18 protein-coding genes are annotated in these 16,643 nt (G+C 72.9%); 7 read left to right on the forward strand and 11 right to left on the reverse strand.

Annotated elements, in window-relative coordinates:
* Positions 1-7: 7 nt before the first annotated feature.
* The 4 genes from AMK13_RS11315 to AMK13_RS43440 form a co-directional block, all read right to left on the reverse strand.
* Positions 8-583, reverse strand: a complete 576-nt coding sequence (locus AMK13_RS11315) for a hypothetical protein (RefSeq protein WP_074002026.1) — start codon at positions 581-583, stop codon at positions 8-10.
* Positions 580-1,503, reverse strand: a complete 924-nt coding sequence (locus AMK13_RS11320; protein ID WP_074002027.1) for a hypothetical protein — start codon at positions 1,501-1,503, stop codon at positions 580-582. The genes AMK13_RS11315 and AMK13_RS11320 overlap by 4 nt, the downstream gene beginning before the upstream one ends.
* A gap of 99 nt (positions 1,504-1,602) precedes the next feature.
* The gene (locus AMK13_RS11325; RefSeq protein ID WP_074002028.1) at positions 1,603-1,941 is read right to left on the reverse strand and encodes a hypothetical protein; all 339 of its coding nucleotides are present in this window, start codon (positions 1,939-1,941) and stop codon (positions 1,603-1,605) included.
* Between the two features lie 84 nt (positions 1,942-2,025).
* Entirely contained in the window at positions 2,026-2,250 is a 225-nt protein-coding gene (locus AMK13_RS43440) for a response regulator transcription factor (RefSeq protein WP_049657156.1), read from the reverse strand.
* 238 nt (positions 2,251-2,488) lie between these two features.
* On the opposite strand from AMK13_RS43440, the gene AMK13_RS11335 reads away from it, so the two are divergent.
* Together AMK13_RS11335 and AMK13_RS11340 are read left to right on the forward strand one after the other, a co-directional pair.
* Positions 2,489-2,719, forward strand: a complete 231-nt coding sequence (locus AMK13_RS11335; protein WP_049657159.1) for a hypothetical protein — start codon at positions 2,489-2,491, stop codon at positions 2,717-2,719.
* A 20-nt stretch (positions 2,720-2,739) separates the two neighbouring features.
* The gene (locus AMK13_RS11340; protein WP_074002029.1) at positions 2,740-4,080 is read left to right on the forward strand and encodes an amidase; all 1,341 of its coding nucleotides are present in this window, start codon (positions 2,740-2,742) and stop codon (positions 4,078-4,080) included.
* On the opposite strand, the gene AMK13_RS11345 is transcribed toward AMK13_RS11340, so the two are convergent.
* Positions 4,077-4,718 carry a TetR/AcrR family transcriptional regulator gene (locus tag AMK13_RS11345; RefSeq protein ID WP_074002030.1) on the reverse strand — a complete coding sequence of 214 codons (642 nt, stop codon included), beginning with the start codon at positions 4,716-4,718 and terminating at the stop codon, positions 4,077-4,079. The genes AMK13_RS11340 and AMK13_RS11345 overlap by 4 nt on opposite strands.
* Before the next feature lie 165 nt (positions 4,719-4,883).
* Here AMK13_RS11345 and AMK13_RS11350 point away from each other — a divergent pair, with 165 nt between their 5' ends.
* Together AMK13_RS11350 and AMK13_RS11355 are read left to right on the forward strand one after the other, a co-directional pair.
* Positions 4,884-5,750: an alpha/beta hydrolase gene (locus AMK13_RS11350; protein WP_074002031.1), complete on the forward strand. Its 867-nt coding sequence runs from the start codon at positions 4,884-4,886 to the stop codon at positions 5,748-5,750.
* Positions 5,747-6,355, forward strand: coding sequence for a TIGR03086 family metal-binding protein (locus AMK13_RS11355; RefSeq protein WP_074002032.1), 609 nt, complete (start codon positions 5,747-5,749; stop codon positions 6,353-6,355). Before AMK13_RS11350 ends, AMK13_RS11355 begins: the two co-directional genes overlap by 4 nt.
* A gap of 112 nt (positions 6,356-6,467) precedes the next feature.
* On the opposite strand, the gene AMK13_RS43445 is transcribed toward AMK13_RS11355, so the two are convergent.
* Entirely contained in the window at positions 6,468-6,611 is a 144-nt protein-coding gene (locus AMK13_RS43445) for a hypothetical protein (RefSeq protein ID WP_158077691.1), read from the reverse strand.
* A gap of 203 nt (positions 6,612-6,814) precedes the next feature.
* Here AMK13_RS43445 and AMK13_RS11360 point away from each other — a divergent pair, with 203 nt between their 5' ends.
* The gene (locus tag AMK13_RS11360) at positions 6,815-7,636 is read left to right on the forward strand and encodes a protein phosphatase 2C domain-containing protein (RefSeq protein WP_063780134.1); all 822 of its coding nucleotides are present in this window, start codon (positions 6,815-6,817) and stop codon (positions 7,634-7,636) included.
* Positions 7,637-7,695: 59 nt separating this feature from the next.
* On the opposite strand, the gene AMK13_RS11365 is transcribed toward AMK13_RS11360, so the two are convergent.
* Together AMK13_RS11365 and AMK13_RS11370 are read right to left on the reverse strand one after the other, a co-directional pair.
* Positions 7,696-8,655, reverse strand: a complete 960-nt coding sequence (locus tag AMK13_RS11365; RefSeq protein ID WP_049651061.1) for a pirin family protein — start codon at positions 8,653-8,655, stop codon at positions 7,696-7,698.
* Positions 8,656-8,779: 124 nt separating this feature from the next.
* The gene (locus AMK13_RS11370) at positions 8,780-9,283 is read right to left on the reverse strand and encodes an SseB family protein (RefSeq protein ID WP_049651062.1); all 504 of its coding nucleotides are present in this window, start codon (positions 9,281-9,283) and stop codon (positions 8,780-8,782) included.
* 213 nt (positions 9,284-9,496) lie between these two features.
* On the opposite strand from AMK13_RS11370, the gene AMK13_RS11375 reads away from it, so the two are divergent.
* Both AMK13_RS11375 and AMK13_RS11380 read left to right on the forward strand, forming a co-directional pair.
* Positions 9,497-11,326 carry an acyl-CoA dehydrogenase gene (locus AMK13_RS11375; RefSeq protein ID WP_074002033.1) on the forward strand — a complete coding sequence of 610 codons (1,830 nt, stop codon included), beginning with the start codon at positions 9,497-9,499 and terminating at the stop codon, positions 11,324-11,326.
* Between the two features lie 326 nt (positions 11,327-11,652).
* On the forward strand, positions 11,653-12,960 hold the full coding sequence (locus AMK13_RS11380) for a M18 family aminopeptidase (RefSeq protein ID WP_074002034.1): 1,308 nt from the start codon (positions 11,653-11,655) through the stop codon (positions 12,958-12,960).
* Between the two features lie 73 nt (positions 12,961-13,033).
* Here the strand turns inward: AMK13_RS11380 and AMK13_RS11385 are convergent, their stop codons facing one another.
* The 3 genes from AMK13_RS11385 to AMK13_RS11395 form a co-directional block, all read right to left on the reverse strand.
* Positions 13,034-14,863: an NHL domain-containing thioredoxin family protein gene (locus tag AMK13_RS11385; RefSeq protein WP_074002035.1), complete on the reverse strand. Its 1,830-nt coding sequence runs from the start codon at positions 14,861-14,863 to the stop codon at positions 13,034-13,036.
* A gap of 47 nt (positions 14,864-14,910) precedes the next feature.
* Positions 14,911-15,942 carry a Fic family protein gene (locus AMK13_RS11390; RefSeq protein ID WP_074002036.1) on the reverse strand — a complete coding sequence of 344 codons (1,032 nt, stop codon included), beginning with the start codon at positions 15,940-15,942 and terminating at the stop codon, positions 14,911-14,913.
* A gap of 110 nt (positions 15,943-16,052) precedes the next feature.
* Positions 16,053-16,565, reverse strand: coding sequence for a GNAT family N-acetyltransferase (locus AMK13_RS11395; protein WP_074002037.1), 513 nt, complete (start codon positions 16,563-16,565; stop codon positions 16,053-16,055).
* Positions 16,566-16,643 lie beyond the last annotated feature (78 nt).

The raw sequence follows: 16,643 nt of genomic DNA on the forward strand, positions 1-16,643 counted from the left end.
ACGGGGGTCAGCTGCTGCGGGGCGGGGCGGCGGTGCCCCCGGGGCACGGCAGCGGGTTCTGGATGTCTGTGACCTTCCACACCCCGTCGATCAGACGCATCGTCATGATGCTGAGCTGCTCGGGTCGTCGGCCGACCTGGCTGATCTCGTGGCCGGTGCCCGCGTCCACGATCCGCCAGGCGTTCAGGTCGACGCAGTCGTACAGCCGGCGGGCCTCCCCGTCGGTCCGCACGCCGAGCAGCCGGTGCTTCACCTCGCCGCTCATGTGCTGCCCCTCCTGGCGCAGTTGGTCCACCGAGGCGCGCAGGATGGAGAGGTTGGGCTCGTCGGCGTGGGCGTCCAGCGGCGCAGCGGCGACGTCGCCGGCCCGGGCGACCTTCGTCCACTCGTCCCAGTAGGCGAGGTACGGCTGCCGCAGGTCGTCCCCGACCGCGGTCAGCCGCTCGCCGTTCGGGCCGGTGGCGGTGGTGCGGTCCGGGGCGGCCGAGGAGGTGCCGGAGCAGCCCGCGGCGGCCAGGACGGCGGCGCAGGCCAGGGCGGCGGCGGCCGTCCGCGCCGGGCGGCCGGGCCGGGCGCGGCTCACTGGCCGTGCTCCCGCAGCACCGTCGCCGCCTGGTCGAGCTGGGACTGGATGGCGGCGCGGTAGGCCTTCAGCTCGTTGTCGTGCTGCTCGATCAGCTGCTTCTGGATGGCGCTCTGGACGCCGAAGGCGATGCCGGAGAGGTTGGTCTGCCGGGTGCAGGCGACGTCGGCCTTGGCGGTGTCGATCTCCCGCTGGGTCACCGTGGGGCCCCAGGACTCGGTGCTGAGGCTCTCGGGGTTGCCGTAGGCGTAGCCCCGCTGCTTCATGCAGGACGCCCATTCGGTGGTGGCGGCGACCACCCGGGCGTCCGCCTTGGTGCGGTTCATCGACTGGCCGGTGAGGTCCCCGTAGACGTCGGCGGCGGGCGGCTTGTCGCCCTTGAGCTTGCGGTCGGCCTCGCCGGTGCAGCCGCCGGGCGGGGTGCTGCCGCCGGCCGGTTCGCCGCCGGTGGGGGACTTCAGCCCGGACAGCGCGGTGAACTCGGCGGGGTTCATCGGACTGCCGCTGCCGACCTTGGCTCCTCCGGCGGTGCCGGGCTGGTGGAACCCGTACTGGGCGGCCTGCGCCTCGTTGAGGAACCCGTACGGCGTGGGCATGTCGTCCTTGCCGGCCTTGGTGAGGTCGGCGTTGTTCGGCTGCCAGGAGGCGAAGCCGAGCCGCTTCATGCAGTCCTGGGTGAGCAGGCCCTGCGCCTTCGCGATGCCGGTCAGTTCCTGGGGGCTCGCCGCGAAGGCCCGCAGCGGGAGCTGCTGGGTGTCGGCCACGGTCGTCGGGGTGGGCGTCGCGGTCAGGGCGGGCGCGGCGGCCTGGCCGCCGGTTCCGCCGGTGGTCGGGGCGGCGCTCCCGCCGGAGGAGCAGCCGGTGAGCAGGGCGAGCCCGGTGGCGGCGACGACCAGGGCGGTGCGGCGGTGGGACCTCACGAGTGGACCTCATCGGGTGGGCGGGCCGGTAGTCTCGGGCGGAGCCCTCTTCGCCCCATTAGCGGTGGGGCGAAGAGGGCCGTGGTGCGGTGGGGCGGATCAGCAGCGAGTCGTCTGGCCCGTGCGGGCTCCGGAGATGTAGTCCTCGTGGGTGTAGCCCCAGACGCCGGTGTTCCGGTCGGTGTTGCTGTCCCAGTAGGACCAGCCGTTGACGGTCGAGCCGTTGGTGAAGCACCAGTCGTTGGTGCCGTGGCCCGGGTAGCCGATGCCGTTGATGGAGGAGTTGGTGTACGGGCCGCTGCGGATGTTGGCGGCGGTGGTGTAGTCGCTGACGTAGAGGGCGTTGGCGGCCCCGGTGCCGAGGGTCAGCGCGGCGACGGCGGCGGCCGCCACGGTGGCCACGCGGCCCATGCGGTTCTTGAGCATGGTGAGTCCCATCTCTCTTGGTGCGGAGGGTAGTTGCCGATGCCCCGAGTGGGGCCAGGACATCTCAGCACCGGGCCGGACGGTCCACCAGTGTCCTCAGGTACAGTCCTCCAGCCGGAATAGCAGGGCCGCCTGGGCCAGTTGGATGCGCGAGCACACGCCGAGCTGCTCGAACAGGGCGGCGGTGTGCGCCTTGACGGTCCGCTCCTCGATCCGCAGTTCGGCGGCGATCTCCTGGTTGGACAGGTCGGTTCCGATGAGTTCGAGGACTTGGGCGCGGCGCTGGGAGAGCCCCCTGACCCGGTCGGCCGCCGCGCGCATTCTCGAAAGATGATCGATCGTCAAAAGCTGTGCATCGCCCATCGGTTCCCCCCGTAGCCGAGTGTGGAGCGTACGCACGACAAGTCTCGGCCGGGCGGTAGGCCCAGTCAACGTGGATGTTACGGAGAGAGACGCTCCGGATGTCCGCGGTGAGCCGGCCGGGGGTGGGCCGTACGGGCCGCCGATCGGCGGTTCCGCTCCGGTTGCCGGGTGCGCGCGACGGTCGGACGATGGGGGCATGATGCACCAGATGCGGGCCGAGTACGGCGCCGGCGGCGAGGCCGGCGGGGTGCGGCTGTGGCACATGGTCCGGGGCGAGGAGAGTGTGGCGATGTGCGGCCGCGAGCTCGACCCGGCCGCGCGGGTGCGGGAGGCGGTGGACTGGGGGAAGACCCCGGAGCTGTGCTGCCACACCTGCGGGGCGTACTTCCTGCGCGAGGCGCCGTACCTGGCGGCCGAGCACCCGTAAACGGCGCTACCGTGCTCGGCATGGAGGAATCCCTCGTCCGGCCGTCGCCGTTGACCGATGAGGCCGCCGGGCTGCGCGCCGGTGTGCCGGAACTCCCCGAGTACGTGGACCGGTTGTGCGCGCTGGTCGAGCGGGTGGACCCGCTGATCCACGCGTTCGTGCCGGAGCCCGGGCGGTACGACCGGCTGCGGTCGCGGGCGCGCGAGCTGGCCGCGCGGTACCCGGAGCCCGACCGGCGGCCGCCGCTGTACGGGGTGGCGGTGGGCGTCAAGGACATCGTGCACGTGGACGGGCTGCCCACGCACGGCGGTTCGGCGCTGCCGCCCGGGGTGCTGGCCGGGCCGCAGGCCGTGGTGGTGGACCGGCTGCTGGCGGCGGGGGCGATGGTCGCGGGCAAGACGGTGACCGCCGAGTTCGCCGCGAGCGCCCCCGGTCCGACCCGCAATCCGCACCGTCCGGGGCACACCCCGGGCGGCTCCAGCAGCGGTTCGGCGGCGGCGGTCGCGGCCGGGCTGGTGCCGCTGGCGATCGGCACCCAGACGGTCGGCTCGGTGATCCGCCCGGCCGCGTACTGCGGGGTGGTGGGCTTCCGGCCGACGTACGGGCGGATCCCGATCGCGGGGGTGATCCCGAACGCGCCGAGCCTCGACACCCTGGGGACCTTCACCGCCGACCTGGCGGGCGCGGCCCTGGCGGCCCCGCTGCTCTGCGACGACTGGCGGGGCGACGGCCGGCTTCCCTCCCCGGACCGGATCGGTGCCGGGGAGGTCCGGCCGCCCGTGCTCGGGGTGCCGGACGGGACGTACCTGGAGTGCGCCGAGCCGGCCGCGCTGCGCGCCTTCGAGGAGCAGCTGGCCCGGCTGGCGCGGGCCGGGCTCACGGTGCGCCGGGTCGAGCTGTTCCCGGACTTCGCCGAGGTCGTCCGGCAGCTGCAGACGGTCAACCGCTTCGAGCTGGCCCGCGGCCACGCCGACTGGTTCGCCCGCTTCGGCGGGCTCTACCGGCCGGAGACGGCGGCGGGCATCCGGGTCGGCCGGGGCGTCGCGGCCGAGGACCGGGAGGCCGCCCTGCGGTTCCGGGAGCGGCTGCGCGAGCGGGTGGCCGCGGCGGGCGCGGCGGCCGGGGTGGACCTGTGGCTGGCGCCCTCGGCGACCGGCGGGGCGCCGGAGGGCCTGCACAGCACGGGGGACGCGGTGATGTCGCTGCCGTGGAGCTTCCTCGGGCGCCCGGCGCTGAGCCTGCCGGCCGGGCGGACCGGGGACGGGCTGCCGCTGGGCCTCCAGGTGGTCGGCGCGCCCGGCGGGGACGAGCTTCTGCTGGCCCAAGCAGCCTTCATTGAAAGGGTGCTGACGGAGCGTTAGGCGAGCGCCGGGTCGGCCGGGTCGGCGGCCTCGGCGCGCAGCAGGCGCAGCAGCAGGCGGCCGGCCCGCTCGTACGGGGTGTCCTCGTCGTGCAGCACGGCCTGGGAGTTGGCCGTCTCCAGGACGGCGATCAGGGCGAAGGCGAGGTCCCCGAGGTCGGTGTCGGGGCGCAGGGCGCCGGCCGCCCGGGCGGCGGCGAGGGTCTCGACGACGGTGTCGGACCACTCCCGGGCGCAGCCGGCCAGGGCGTCCCGGACGGCGCCGGGGCGGGCGTCGAACTCGGCGGTGACCTCGTAGAAGAAGCAGCCGCCGGGGAAGACTCGGGCGCGGGAGTAGGCCAGCCAGCTCTCGCAGAGGGCGCGGGCCCTGGCGAGGCCGGGCGGGGTGTCGGCGACCGGGGCGACGACGGCGTCGGCGAAGATCCGGCGGGCGGCGCGGACGGTGGCCAGCTGCAGCTCCTCCTTGGAGCCGAAGCCGGCGAAGACGCCGCTCTTGCTGAGCCCGAGGTCGGTGGCGAGGCGGCCGATGGAGAGCGCGTCCAGGCCCTCGACGGAGGCGATCCCGACGGCGCGGCGCAGCACCGCGCGGCGGGTCTCCTCGCCGCGCAGGACCCGTCCGTCCGTGGTCGTTCCGGCCATCGTCCGCGCCCCTGTTCTGCTCGTCTGTTCTGCTCGCCCTGCGTGCCGCCCAGGGTAGTGGGTGCATCGGGGCGGCCCCGGAGAACCCTAAAACTGCACGAACGGTCGTGCTAATATCTCGCCGCGAACGAGGCAGGACAAGGAGCGCGAGAGCAGGGAGACCCGATGGACCCGACCCGCGGACTGATCCGTACGACCCTCAACCCCACCGCCCGGTTCGCCCCCGGCCTGGCCGGGCGGGCCGCCTTCGAGCTGTTCACGCACCCGGTCCGGCGCAGCAGGGTGCGCGCGTCGGAGCGGGAGGTGCACGGACGGGCGGCCACCGAGCGGCTCGCCGTGAACGGCAAGGCGGTGGTCGGCTACCGCTGGGGCAGCGGCGAGCGGCCGGTCCTGCTGCTGCACGGCTGGCGCTCCCGGGCCTCCCGGTTCGCCCCGTACGTGCCCCGGCTGCGGGCGCTCGGGCTGAGCGTCGTCGCCTTCGACGCGCCGGGCCACGGCGACTCCGGCGGCCGGACCACCGGCGTGCCGGAGTACCGCGAGCTCGCGCTGAGTCTCCAGGAGCGGTACGGGCCGTTCGAGGCCGTGCTGGCGCACTCGCTGGGTGTCTGCGCGGCCTTCGGGGCGCTGGCCGACGGCCTGCGGGCGGGCCGGCTGGCGGCCGTCTCCGGGGTGTCCCGGGTGGGCTTCTTCCCGGCCGCCTTCTGTGCCGGGCTCGGGTTGGACGCCGAGGTCGAGCGGGCGCTGCGGGAGCGGATCGAGCGGGAGCTGTTCGGCGGGGACGCCGGGGGCTGGGAGCGCTTCGACGCGGCCCGCCGGGTCGAGGCGGTCGACGGGCCGGTCCTGGTCGTGCACGACGAGGGCGACACCGTCGTCCCACCGAGCGAGGCGTACCGGCTGCGCGAGGCGTACGGGGAGCGGCTGGAGCTGACCATCACTCAGGGCCTGGGCCACAGCAGGATTATCGCGGAGCCGACCGTTGTTGATCAGGTGATCGGATTCATCTCTGCCGGCCGGGAGGTCGCTGTCGTATGAGGATCGTCGAACTGCACGCACAGGCCATGGAGTTGGCCGTCCAGGTGGTGGACGGCCTACGGCCGGACCAGCTCGACCTGCCCACCCCCTGCGCGGGGTGGACACTGCGCAAGCTGCTGGAGCACTGCGTCGGCCAGCACCAGGGCTTCGCCGCGGCCGCCCGCGGCGCCGGGCCGGACCTGGCGCTGTTCGCGGACGCCCCGCTCGGCGCCGACCCGGCGGGCGCCTTCCGGCGCACCGGGACCGACCTCACCGAGGCCTTCCGGGAGGCGGCCACCGCGGACCGGCCGATCTGGCTGGCCGAGATCCGCGACGGCGGCCCCTTCCCGCTCACCCAGGCGGTGGGCTTCCACCTGCTGGACACCCTGGTGCACGGCTGGGACGTCGCCGCCGCGCTCGGCACCCAGGACGCGCTGGTCGCCGCGGTGGACGGCGACGACGCGCTGGCCACCGCGCTGCTGACGGTGACCGAGGCCGTCCCGAACACCGAGGAACACCGGGCACCCGGCCGGGCCTTTGCCCCGGGGCTCGAACCCGGCGGCGGCACCGGCCGGTTCGACCGCGCCCTGGCACTGCTCGGCCGCGACCCGGCCTGGAAGCCGTAACGGCCCTGTCCGCCCCGGGGCTTCCGGAACACAGCCCCGGGGTTTCCGGAACACAGGGGATTCCGGAAACCCCGGGGCCTGCCTTCGGCCCGCGTCCGCGGTCGGGCAGGCCCTACGGGCGGCGGGCGGCCCCGGCGCCCCGGCTCTCGGGGCCGCGCTGCTCGTCGGGGAAGCGCGGGCCGCCGATCAGGAAGAGCAGTGCGGCGGTCGGGAAGCCGAGCGAGGCGGCCAGCAACACGATGAACTCCCAGAACATCTTCCGCTCCTCGTCAGTCGCGGGCCGCCCGGACACCCGAAGGTGATCCCAAACCCGACCCGCTCCGATTGGCCGAATCGTCCGGTCACTGTCCGACGGTATGGCCGAATCACCCCGGCTGCCACCGGGCGCCGGCCCCCGGCCCGCGCCACACCGGCGCACGGGTCTGGGCGCGGGCCGGGGGCGGCGGCCACACTGTCGGGATGCAGCTACAGCTCGCAGGGGAAGCACGGCGGCCCGACCGCGAGAGCGAGGACTTCGCGGTGGCCTCGCCGGAGGCGCTGGTCCTGCTGGACGGCGCGAGCTCGCCGGTCGGCCTGGAGTCCGGGTGCCGGCACGGGACGGCCTGGTACGTGCGCCGGCTGGGCGTGCACCTGCTCGCCCGGCTCACCGACCGGGCGGACCGCTCGATCGCCGACTGCCTGGCCGACGCCATCGTGGAGACGGCCGCGCTGCACGGCGGCCGCTGCGACCTGGCCCACCCGAACACCCCCGCCGCGATGGTCGTCGCGGCCCGGCGGCACGGCGAGGCGCTGGAGTACCTGGTGCTCGGCGACTCCCTGCTGGTGCTGGAGTTCAAGGACGGCCCGCCGAAGGTGATCGGGGACAACCAGCGCTTCCCCGGCGGCGAGGAGCTGCGCCGGCAGGTCTGGGAGACCGTCCCCGGCTCGGCCGAGCGGGCCGCGCTGCACCTGGAGTACGTGCTGGCCGTGCGCGCCGCCCGCAACCGGGGCAACGGACCGTGGATCGCCGCCGCCAGCCCTCGGGCGGCCGAGCACGCCGAGACCGGCTCCGTCCGGCTGGACCGGCTGCACGCGCTGGCCGCCCTCACCGACGGCGCCTCGCGCTACACCGAGCGCTTCGGGCTGGGCAGTTGGGGCGACGTGCTGCGGCTGCTCGCCGAGTCCGGGCCGGGCGAGCTGATCGCCCAGGTCCGGGCGGTGGAGCGGGCGGACGCCGGCTGCGAGCGCTGGCCGCGCGGCAAGACGCACGACGACGCCTCGGCCCTGTACGCGCTGCTGTAGGCGGTGGACGCGCGAGGGCCCGGACCGGGTGCGGTCCGGGCCCTCGCGAGCGGGCGGGCTCAGTGGCCGTCGGCGGGGATGGTGCCGAGGCGGCCGGCCTGGAAGTCCTCCATGGCCTGCTGGAGCTCGCGGTGGCTGTTCATCACGAACGGGCCGTAGTGGGCGACGGGTTCGCGGATCGGGAGGCCGCCGAGGAGGACGACCTCGAAGTTGTTGTCGCGGGAGTCCTGCTTCTCGTCGGCGCGCAGGGTGATCGAGTCGCCGTCGCCGAAGACGACGGCCTGGCCCCGGTGGAAGGGGCGGTGCTCGGTGCCGGCCGAGCCGTTGCCGGCGAGGCCGTAGGCGAGGGCGTTGAAGTCGGCGCGCCAGGGCAGGGTGATCTGGGCGCCGGGGTTGATCGAGGCGTGGATCATGGTGATCGGGGTGAAGGTGGTGCCCGGGCCCTGGTGGCCGTCCAGCTCGCCGGCGATGACGCGCAGGAGCGCGCCGCCGTCCTCGGTGCTGAGCAGCTTGACGCTGCCGCCGCGGATGTCCTGGTACTTCGGGGTGATCATCTTGTCCGAGGCGGGCAGGTTGACCCACAGCTGGAGGCCGTGGAAGAGGCCGCCGGACTGCACCAGGGACTCCGGCGGGGTCTCGATGTGCAGGAGGCCGGAGCCGGCCGTCATCCACTGGGTGTCGCCGTCGGTGATGGTGCCGCCACCGCCGTGCGAGTCCCGGTGGATGAACGTTCCGTCGATGATGTACGTGACGGTCTCGAAGCCGCGGTGCGGGTGCCAGGGGGTGCCCTTGGGCTCGCCGGCCGCGTAGTCCACCTCGCCCATCTGGTCCATCATGATGAACGGGTCGAGGTACTTCTGGTTGATCCTGGCGAAGGCGCGGCGGACGGGGAAGCCCTCGCCCTCGTAGCCCTCGGGGGCGGTCGCCACGGTGAGGACCGGCCGTGCGCTCGTGACGGCGGGGTCCGGCGTGGTGACGCGCGGGAGGGTCAGCGGGTTGTCGACGGTCACGGCGGGCATGTCGGCCTCCTTCGGGGGGTGTCTGGCCTACATCCATGAGATTAGTTCAATCCTCAACAACAAGCAAGTTGAAAGTTGAACTATGTAGTGACGGAGGAGCGCAGGGCTCCTCGTCCAGCATGGCTCAGCCGTACATCCGGCGCATCGTGAAGTCGACCATCTGCTCGACGGCCTTGGCGTCGAACACCATCCGGTGCTCGCCCTCCATGTCCAGCGCGAAGCCGTAGCCGGTCGGCAGTAGGTCCAGGACCTCGGCGCCGGTGACGGTGAAGTGCTTGGAGTCCTTGCCGGCGTAGCGGCGCAGCTCCTTCAGCGAGCTGAACATCGGGATCACCGGCGTCGGGGTGTTGTGCAGCGCCAGGAAGCCGGGGCGGTCGCCGCGGGGGCAGTGCACCTTCGAGGTGATGAAGATCGCCTGGAAGTCCTCGACCGCCATCGAGCCGGTGGTGAAGGCCCGGACGGCGTCCGCGAGTGAGGGCGGCGAGGGTTCGGGGTACAGGGACTGCTGGGGGGCCTGCGACTGCCCGCCGTAGGCGTCGGGTCCGGGCATGCCGTTCATGCCCTGCTGCGGTCCCGCCTGCTGCTGGTAGGGGTCGCCCGGGTATGTGTTCTGGTCATATCCGTACACACGGACAGGCTAGCGGGAGCGCACCCCTCTCCGCTGGCACCGATCCTGACAAGGAGTGGCCGCGTCGGCTGTGGGACGTGACCACGTTCATAGCGGATTCGCCGGCGGGGGCTTGCCCAAGTTACCGCTGGGTAGCATCATGATGCCTACTGGTGGGTACGGGACGCCGGAACGCGGCGGTCTCCCGGAAGCGACGAACCGGAGATAACGGCCATGGGTCACTACAAGTCCAACCTGCGGGACGTGGAGTTCAACCTCTTCGAGGTGTTCGGCCGCGAGCAGGTGTACGGCACCGGACCGTTCGCGGACATGGACGTCGAGACCGCGAAGAACATCCTCAGCGAGATCGCGCGCCTCGCCGAGAACGACCTCGCGGCGTCCTACGCCGACACCGACCGCAACCCGCCGGTCTTCGACCCGGAGACCAGCACCGCGCCGATCCCGGCCACCTTCAAGAAGAGCTACCAGACCTTCATGGACGCCGAGTGGTGGCGCCTGGGCATCCCGGAGTCGATCGGCGGCCAGGTCACCCCGAACTCGCTGATCTGGGCCTTCGCCGAGCAGATCCTGGGCTCCAACCCGGCCATCTGGATGTACTCCTCCGGCCCGGCCTTCGCCGGCGTCATCGCCGAGGAGGGCACCGAGGAGCAGCTCGAGGTCGCCAAGCGGATGACCGACCGCCTGTGGGGCTCCACCATGGTCCTCACCGAGCCCGACGCGGGCTCCGACGTGGGCGCCGGCCGCACCAAGGCGATCCAGCAGGAGGACGGCTCCTGGCACATCGAGGGCGTCAAGCGCTTCATCACCTCGGGCGAGCACGACATGTCCGAGAACATCATCCACATGGTGCTGGCCCGCCCCGAGGGCGGCAAGCCGGGCACCAAGGGCCTGGGCCTGTTCATCGTCCCCAAGTTCGACTTCGACTGGGAGACCGGCGAGCTGGGCGAGCGCAACGGCGTCTACGCCACCAACGTCGAGCACAAGATGGGCCTCAAGGCCTCGAACACCTGCGAGATGACCTTCGGCGCCAAGCACCCGGCCAAGGGCTGGCTGCTGGGCGACAAGGTCGACGGCATCCGCCAGATGTTCAAGATCATCGAGTTCGCCCGGATGATGGTCGGCACGAAGGCCATCGCCACCCTCTCCACCGGCTACCTGAACGCCCTGGAGTACGCCAAGGAGCGCGTGCAGGGCGCCGACATCTCGCAGTTCCTGGACAAGACCGCCCCGCGCGTCACCATCACCCACCACCCGGACGTGCGCCGCTCGCTGCTGACCCAGAAGGCCTACGCCGAGGGCATGCGCGCGCTGGTGCTGTTCACCGCGTCCACCCAGGACGACATGATGGCCGCCAAGCTGCGCGGCGAGCACGACGAGGCCGCCGAGCGCCTCAACGACCTGCTGCTGCCGATCGTCAAGGGCTACGGCTCGGAGAAGTCCTACGAGCAGCTCGCCCAGTCGCTGCAGACCTTCGGCGGCTCCGGGTACCTCCAGGAGTACCCGATCGAGCAGTACATCCGGGACGCCAAGATCGACACCCTGTACGAGGGCACCACGGCGATCCAGGGCCAGGACTTCTTCTTCCGCAAGATCGTCAAGGACGGCGGCCAGGCGCTGACCGCGCTGTCCGAGCAGATCCAGAAGTTCGTCGACTCGGCCGCCGGCGGCGACGCCCTGGCCGCCGAGCGCAAGCTGCTCGGCAAGGCCGCCGAGGACCTGGCGGCCATCGTCGGCAAGCTGATCGCCGACCTGACCTCGGTCGAGCAGGACGTCAAGAACATGTACAAGGTGGGCCTGAACACCACCCGCCTGCTGATGGTCTCCGGCGACGTCGTGGTCGGCTGGCTGCTGCTGCGCCAGGCCGTGGTGGCCCTGGCCAAGCTGGAGGCCGGCGCCTCCGAGAAGGACGTCCCGTTCTACCAGGGCAAGGTCGCGGCGGCCCGCTTCTTCGCCAAGAACGTCCTGCCGACCGTCACCCCGCAGCGCCTGATCGCCGAGGGCATCGACAACGAGATCATGGACCTGGCGGAGGAGGCCTTCTAGGCCCGTCCGGGACCGCCGGGCCCGTCCGGGCCCGCGCACCCCTCGAACCGCCTGACACACCCTCGCACCGAAGGGCCCGGCTGCCACCGGGCCCTTCGGTGCGTCCGGGGCCGTGGTCGGGGCGGGCGTCCGGCGCCATGGTCCGGGTGTGCGTCCGGGCGTGCGGCCGGCGGCGGAAAGCTCCGACCGTGCGCGGCGGTTCACGGTCGTGTCCGGGTCGTGCACCGAACCAGGTGTTCCGAATGCCCTGTCCGTGTACGGGCATATGCTCAGGTGCGAAGCCGACTCCCCATCCGGCTTCGGCCCTCACTCGACCCAGGAGCAGCATGTCGACCGCCGCCCGCCAGGCATTCTTCGACCGGACGCACAGCGACGACCTGATCGCGTTCCTCGGCACCTCACCCTCCCCGTACCACGCGGTGGCGAGCGCCGCGGAGCGGCTGGAGAAGGCGGGCTTCCGGCAGGTCGCCGAGACGGACGCGTGGGACGACGCGGCCGGCGGGCGCTACCTGATCCGCGGGGGCGCGCTGATCGCCTGGTACCTGCCGGAGGGAGCGGGCCCCGAGACGCCGTTCCGGATCGTCGGCACCCACACCGACTCGCCCAACCTGCGGGTCAAGCCCGTGCCGGACACCGGCTCGGAGGGCTGGCGGCAGGTCGCCGTGGAGATCTACGGCGGCGTCCCGCTGAACACCTGGCTGGACCGCGACCTCGGCCTCTCCGGCCGGCTCGCGCTCAAGGACGGCACCGCCCGGCTGGTCCAGCTGGACGAGCCGCTGCTGCGCGTGCCGCAGCTCGCCATCCACCTGGACCGCCAGGTCAACGAGGGCATGAAGCTCGACAAGCAGCGCCACCTCACCCCGATCTGGGGCCTCGGCCCGGTCGACGAGGGCGCGCTGATCTCCTACGTCGCCCAGCGGGCCGGTCTGGACGCCGCCGACGTGGCCGGCTGGGACCTCATGACCCACGACGTCCAGCCCGCCTCCTACCTGGGCCGCGACCGCGAACTGCTGGCCGCCCCGCGCCTGGACAACCTGCTCTCGGTGCACGCGGCCACCGCCGCGCTCGCCGCCGTCGCCACCGCCGAGGGCGCCGCCAGCCTGCCGTACATCCCGGTGCTGGCCGCCTTCGACCACGAGGAGACCGGCAGCGAGTCCGACACCGGCGCGCAGAGCCCGCTGCTCGGCACCGTGCTGGACCGGACGGTGCACGCGCGCGGCGGCACCACCGAGGACCGGGCCCGGGCCCTCGCCGGCACCGTCTGCCTCTCCTCGGACATGGGCCACGCCGTCCACCCGAACTACAGCGAGCGGCACGAGCCGGGCCACCACCCGATGCCGAACGGCGGGCCGATCCTCAAGGTCAACGTCAACAACCGCTACGCGACCGACGGCGTCGGGCGGGCGGTGTTCGCGGCCGCCTGCGAGAAGGCGGGCGTGCCGTGGCAGACCTTCGTCTCCAACAACGCCATGCCCTGCGGTACGACGATCGGCCCGATCACGGCGGCGCGGCTGGGCATCAAGACGGTGGACTGCGGCATCGCGGCGCTCTCCATGCACTCGGCGCGCGAACTGTGCGGCGCGGAGGACCCGTACCTGCTGGCGAGCGCGCTCAAGGCCTTCCTGGAGGGCTGACGGCGGACGCGGAAGGGGCCCGGCGGTCGTCCGCCGGGCCCCTTCGCGCTGTTCTGCCGAGCGTTGTTCCGGGTTACTCCATCCCGGCCAGGACCAGCGGGAGGCGGCGGGCGCCGTCGGCGACCAGCTTCACCGGCACGCCCCAGTCCTGCTGGTGCACGTGGCAGGCCGGGTACTCGATCTCCGGGTCGTCGTCGCAGGAGGCGGCCATCGCCGAGACGTGCAGCACGCCCTCGGCGACCTCGGCGGAGAGCACCAGCTCACGGGAGAGGTCGGTGTCCGCGCCCGCGCCGGAGACCAGCAGCTCGGGCGGGGTCGAGCTGACCAGCAGCCGGGTGGACGGGCCGTAGCGCTCGTCCAGCTTCTGGCCGTTCGGCGCCTCGAAGACCACGTCCAGCCGGAAGGCGCCCGGGGCGACCTCGGTGGCCGCGCGGCGGGTGCGGTGCGCCACCGACTCGACCCGTACCGCCTCCTCCGGCAGCCGCAGCCTGGTCAGCCGGTGCCGGGCCGACTCGACCACCACGATGTCGCCGTCCACCAGCACCGCCCCGGAGGGCTCGCGCAGGTCGGTGGCCAGCGTGCTGACCTCACCGCTCGCCGGGTCGTAGCGGCGCAGCGCGTGGTTGTAGGTGTCGGCGACGGCCACCGAGCCGTCCGGCAGCACGGTGACGCCCAGCGGGTGCTGGAACAGCGCCTGGTCGGCCGCGCCGTCGCGGTGGCCGAAGTCGAACAGGCCGGTGCCGACGGCGGTCCGGACCGCCCCTGTTTCACGTGAAACCCAGCGCAGCGCGGAGGTCTCGGAGTCGGCGACCCAGAGCCGCTCGCCGTCCGCGGAGACGGCGAGGCCGGACGGCTGGGCGAACCAGGCCTCGGCGGCGGGCCCGTCCACCAGGCCCTCGTTGGTGGTGCCGGCCGCGACCGCGACCGTGTCGGCGGCCGGGTCGAACGACCACAGCTGGTGCACGCCGGCCATCGCGATCCACACCCGGCCGTCGAACCAGGCGACGTCCCACGGCGAGGAGAGGTCCACCTCGCGGGCCGGGCCCTCGGTGGCCGAGCCCTGCCACCACTGGCGGCCGGTGCCGGCCAGGGTGGTCACCAGGCCGTCGGCGAGGCGGACGCCGCGCAGGGCGTGGTTGACGGTGTCCGCGACGACCACGTCGTACGCCGAGCCCTCCGGCAGCAGCGCGAGGCCCTGCGGCTCGCTGAACCGCGGGCCGGCGCCGTCCGAGCCGTCGCCGTCCACCAGTCCGCGCTGCCCGTCGCCGATCCGGCGCACCACCGTCTCGCCGTCCTCGGCCAGCTCGACCAGCGAGTGGTGGCCGGAGTCGGCGACCAGGAAGTGGCCGTTCGGCAGCCGGACCGCCTTGCCGGGGAACTTCAGGCTTCCCGCGGTCGGCTCCGGCGCCACGTACGGGCCGTCGCCGCGGCGCAGCGTGCCCTTCGCGGCGTGCTCGGCCTCCAGCTCCTCGACCAGCCGGGCGAGCGCGTGGGCATGCCCCTCGCCGGCGTGCTGGGCGACCACGTAGCCCTCCGGGTCGATCACCACCAGCGTCGGCCAGGCCCGGACGGCGTACTGCTTCCAGGTGGCCAGCGCCGGGTCGTCCAGCACCGGGTGGTGCACCTCGTAGCGGGCGACGGCGTCGACCACGGCCTGGTGGTCGGCCTCGTGCACGAACTTCGGCGAGTGCACCCCGACGATCACCACGGTGTCGCGGTGCGCCTCCTCCAGCTCCCGCAGCTCGTCCAGGACGTGCAGGCAGTTGATGCAGCAGAAGGTCCAGAAGTCCAGGATGGTGATCTTGCCCCGGAAGTCGGCGAGCGTGAGCTCCTTGCCGCCGGTGTTCAGCCAACCGCCTGCCCCGACCAGTTCGGGGGCGCGTACACGTGCACGAGATGCCATGCGTCAATCAAACCGCACGCCCGCTGCCCGCATTCCAGGGCGGGGCGTCATGCCGTGGAGCGGGGCCTGCGCTGGTGTTTGGCGGCCTTGTACGCCGCGACGGACTTGCGTGACGAGCGCCAGACTCCGTCAGGGCCCTGCACGGCGTTCAGGCGACCGCGCTGGGCTGCTTGCCGGAGCGCTGCGAGAGACAGCTCTTCATCGACGAGTGCGGCGAGCGGGACCATCCTCGCGGGGCCGGCCACGTTGGGGACGATGAAGCGGTTGAGATTGTCCTCCATCGCCCGGGCGATCAGCTCGCCGAGGGTGCCGTAGTCTCCCGCGTCCGCCCTGCGTAGTGCGGTCAGGTACGCGTCCCGCTGTCGCTTGAGGATGATGATCGGCGGATACCCGAGGCGGACGAGGACAAGGTTCATGACGAGTCGACCGGTTCGGCCGTTCCCGTCGAGGAACGGGTGGACTCGTTCGAACTGGTTGTGGATCCTGGCCAGTTCCTCGGGGAGGGGCCGGTCGAGATCCGTGCTGTCCTCGATCAGCCGGCCAAGAGCACAGACCTCGGTAACCCACTGCTCGACCTGTGCCGGCACCAGCGGCCAGCGTGGCGGCGTCATGCCTTCGGTGAAGGGGGCGATGTCGTGCTCGCGGAAGTTGCCGGGGCCTTCGCGGTCGCTCGCGTCCGGGTGAGGTGCCACGTTCCAGACCGGGGTCATCGCCGCGTGGTGGATATGGCGGATCTCGCTGAGGGTAACGAGGCGGCCGTCATGCCAAGCGTCCGGTTCCAGTGCCTGGCCGTAGACCCAGCGGGCGGCGTCAGCGTAGCCCTGGACCTCGTTGTACTCGCTGAGCGGCTTCGCTCCGACGGCTCGACCCTGGTCCAGGAGTGCTTGCACCTCGCGAAGGACCAGGGTGTTGCCCTCAAGCGCGGTGGAGTGGTGTGCTTCCTGGTGCCAGATGTCGTCCCAGATCTCCTGGGCTTCTCGGGGACTGGGGAGTCCGCCGAAGCGCTCGTTCAGCTCGGTCAGCGCGCCGGCGAGTCGGTTGTAGACGGTACTGCGACTGGGCCTGCCTCGTCCTGCCAACGTCGCTCTCCCCAGAGTTGATACATGCCATCAGCGGCTAATTGAACTTATCAACTCTGAGGGCCGCAAGGATCTGACCAGTGCATGGTGACCGCGCGGGCCGCGAGGGGTTACGGGCGGGTGAGGTCGGCCTGCCAGCGGGTCTCGCCGTCCTGGGTGTGGGCGGTGCGGCGCAGGCCGAGGGCGGTGGCGATCCTGGCGGAGGCGTGGTGGTCGGGGTGGATGTGGGCGACGGCGGTGGTGGCGCCGGCGGCGGTGAGGTGGGCGAGCAGGGTGCGGGCGGCCTCGGTGGCCAGGCCGCGGCGCTGCCAGGGGGTGCCGACCACCCAGGCGAGTTCGGCCCCGTCGGGGCGGACGGTGGTCTGCACGTAGCCGGTGAGGGCGCCGTCGGCGCGCAGCCGCAGCACCCAGTTGCCCCAGGCCTCGGCCGGGTCGGGGGAGCCGGCGGCGAGCCGGGCGCAGCGGGCGCGCAGCTCCTCGACGGTGGCCGGGCGGCCGCCCGTGAAGGCGTGCAGGGCCGGGTCGGCGAGCGCGGCCGCCAGCTCCTCGGCGTGCCCGGGGGCGATCGGCAGCAGGTCGAGGCGCTCGCTGCGCAGTTCGGCGGTGGTGAGGTCAGGGTGCATGGCCGTATTGAAGGGGATCGGAGGCCGTTGTGCGACGGGGTTTCCGGTCGGCCGTCCCGTGGCGGTGCTTTCCCGCGG

Origin of the sequence: Streptomyces sp. CB02056 (assembly GCF_001905545.1) — a bacterium.
Taxonomy (GTDB): Bacteria; Actinomycetota; Actinomycetes; order Streptomycetales; family Streptomycetaceae; genus Kitasatospora.

Coding starts and splice junctions, on each gene's coding strand:
- AMK13_RS11325 (WP_074002028.1), bottom strand. CDS start 1,941: ATGGGACTCACCATGCTCAAGAACCGCATGGGCCGCGTGGCCACCGTG.
- AMK13_RS43440 (WP_049657156.1), bottom strand. CDS start 2,250: ATGCGCGCGGCGGCCGACCGGGTCAGGGGGCTCTCCCAGCGCCGCGCC.
- AMK13_RS11335 (WP_049657159.1), top strand. CDS start 2,489: ATGATGCACCAGATGCGGGCCGAGTACGGCGCCGGCGGCGAGGCCGGC.
- AMK13_RS11340 (WP_074002029.1), top strand. CDS start 2,740: ATGGAGGAATCCCTCGTCCGGCCGTCGCCGTTGACCGATGAGGCCGCC.
- AMK13_RS11345 (WP_074002030.1), bottom strand. CDS start 4,718: ATGGCCGGAACGACCACGGACGGACGGGTCCTGCGCGGCGAGGAGACC.
- AMK13_RS11350 (WP_074002031.1), top strand. CDS start 4,884: ATGGACCCGACCCGCGGACTGATCCGTACGACCCTCAACCCCACCGCC.
- AMK13_RS11355 (WP_074002032.1), top strand. CDS start 5,747: ATGAGGATCGTCGAACTGCACGCACAGGCCATGGAGTTGGCCGTCCAG.
- AMK13_RS43445 (WP_158077691.1), bottom strand. CDS start 6,611: ATGTTCTGGGAGTTCATCGTGTTGCTGGCCGCCTCGCTCGGCTTCCCG.
- AMK13_RS11360 (WP_063780134.1), top strand. CDS start 6,815: ATGCAGCTACAGCTCGCAGGGGAAGCACGGCGGCCCGACCGCGAGAGC.
- AMK13_RS11365 (WP_049651061.1), bottom strand. CDS start 8,655: ATGCCCGCCGTGACCGTCGACAACCCGCTGACCCTCCCGCGCGTCACC.
- AMK13_RS11375 (WP_074002033.1), top strand. CDS start 9,497: ATGGGTCACTACAAGTCCAACCTGCGGGACGTGGAGTTCAACCTCTTC.
- AMK13_RS11380 (WP_074002034.1), top strand. CDS start 11,653: ATGTCGACCGCCGCCCGCCAGGCATTCTTCGACCGGACGCACAGCGAC.
- AMK13_RS11385 (WP_074002035.1), bottom strand. CDS start 14,863: ATGGCATCTCGTGCACGTGTACGCGCCCCCGAACTGGTCGGGGCAGGC.
- AMK13_RS11395 (WP_074002037.1), bottom strand. CDS start 16,565: ATGCACCCTGACCTCACCACCGCCGAACTGCGCAGCGAGCGCCTCGAC.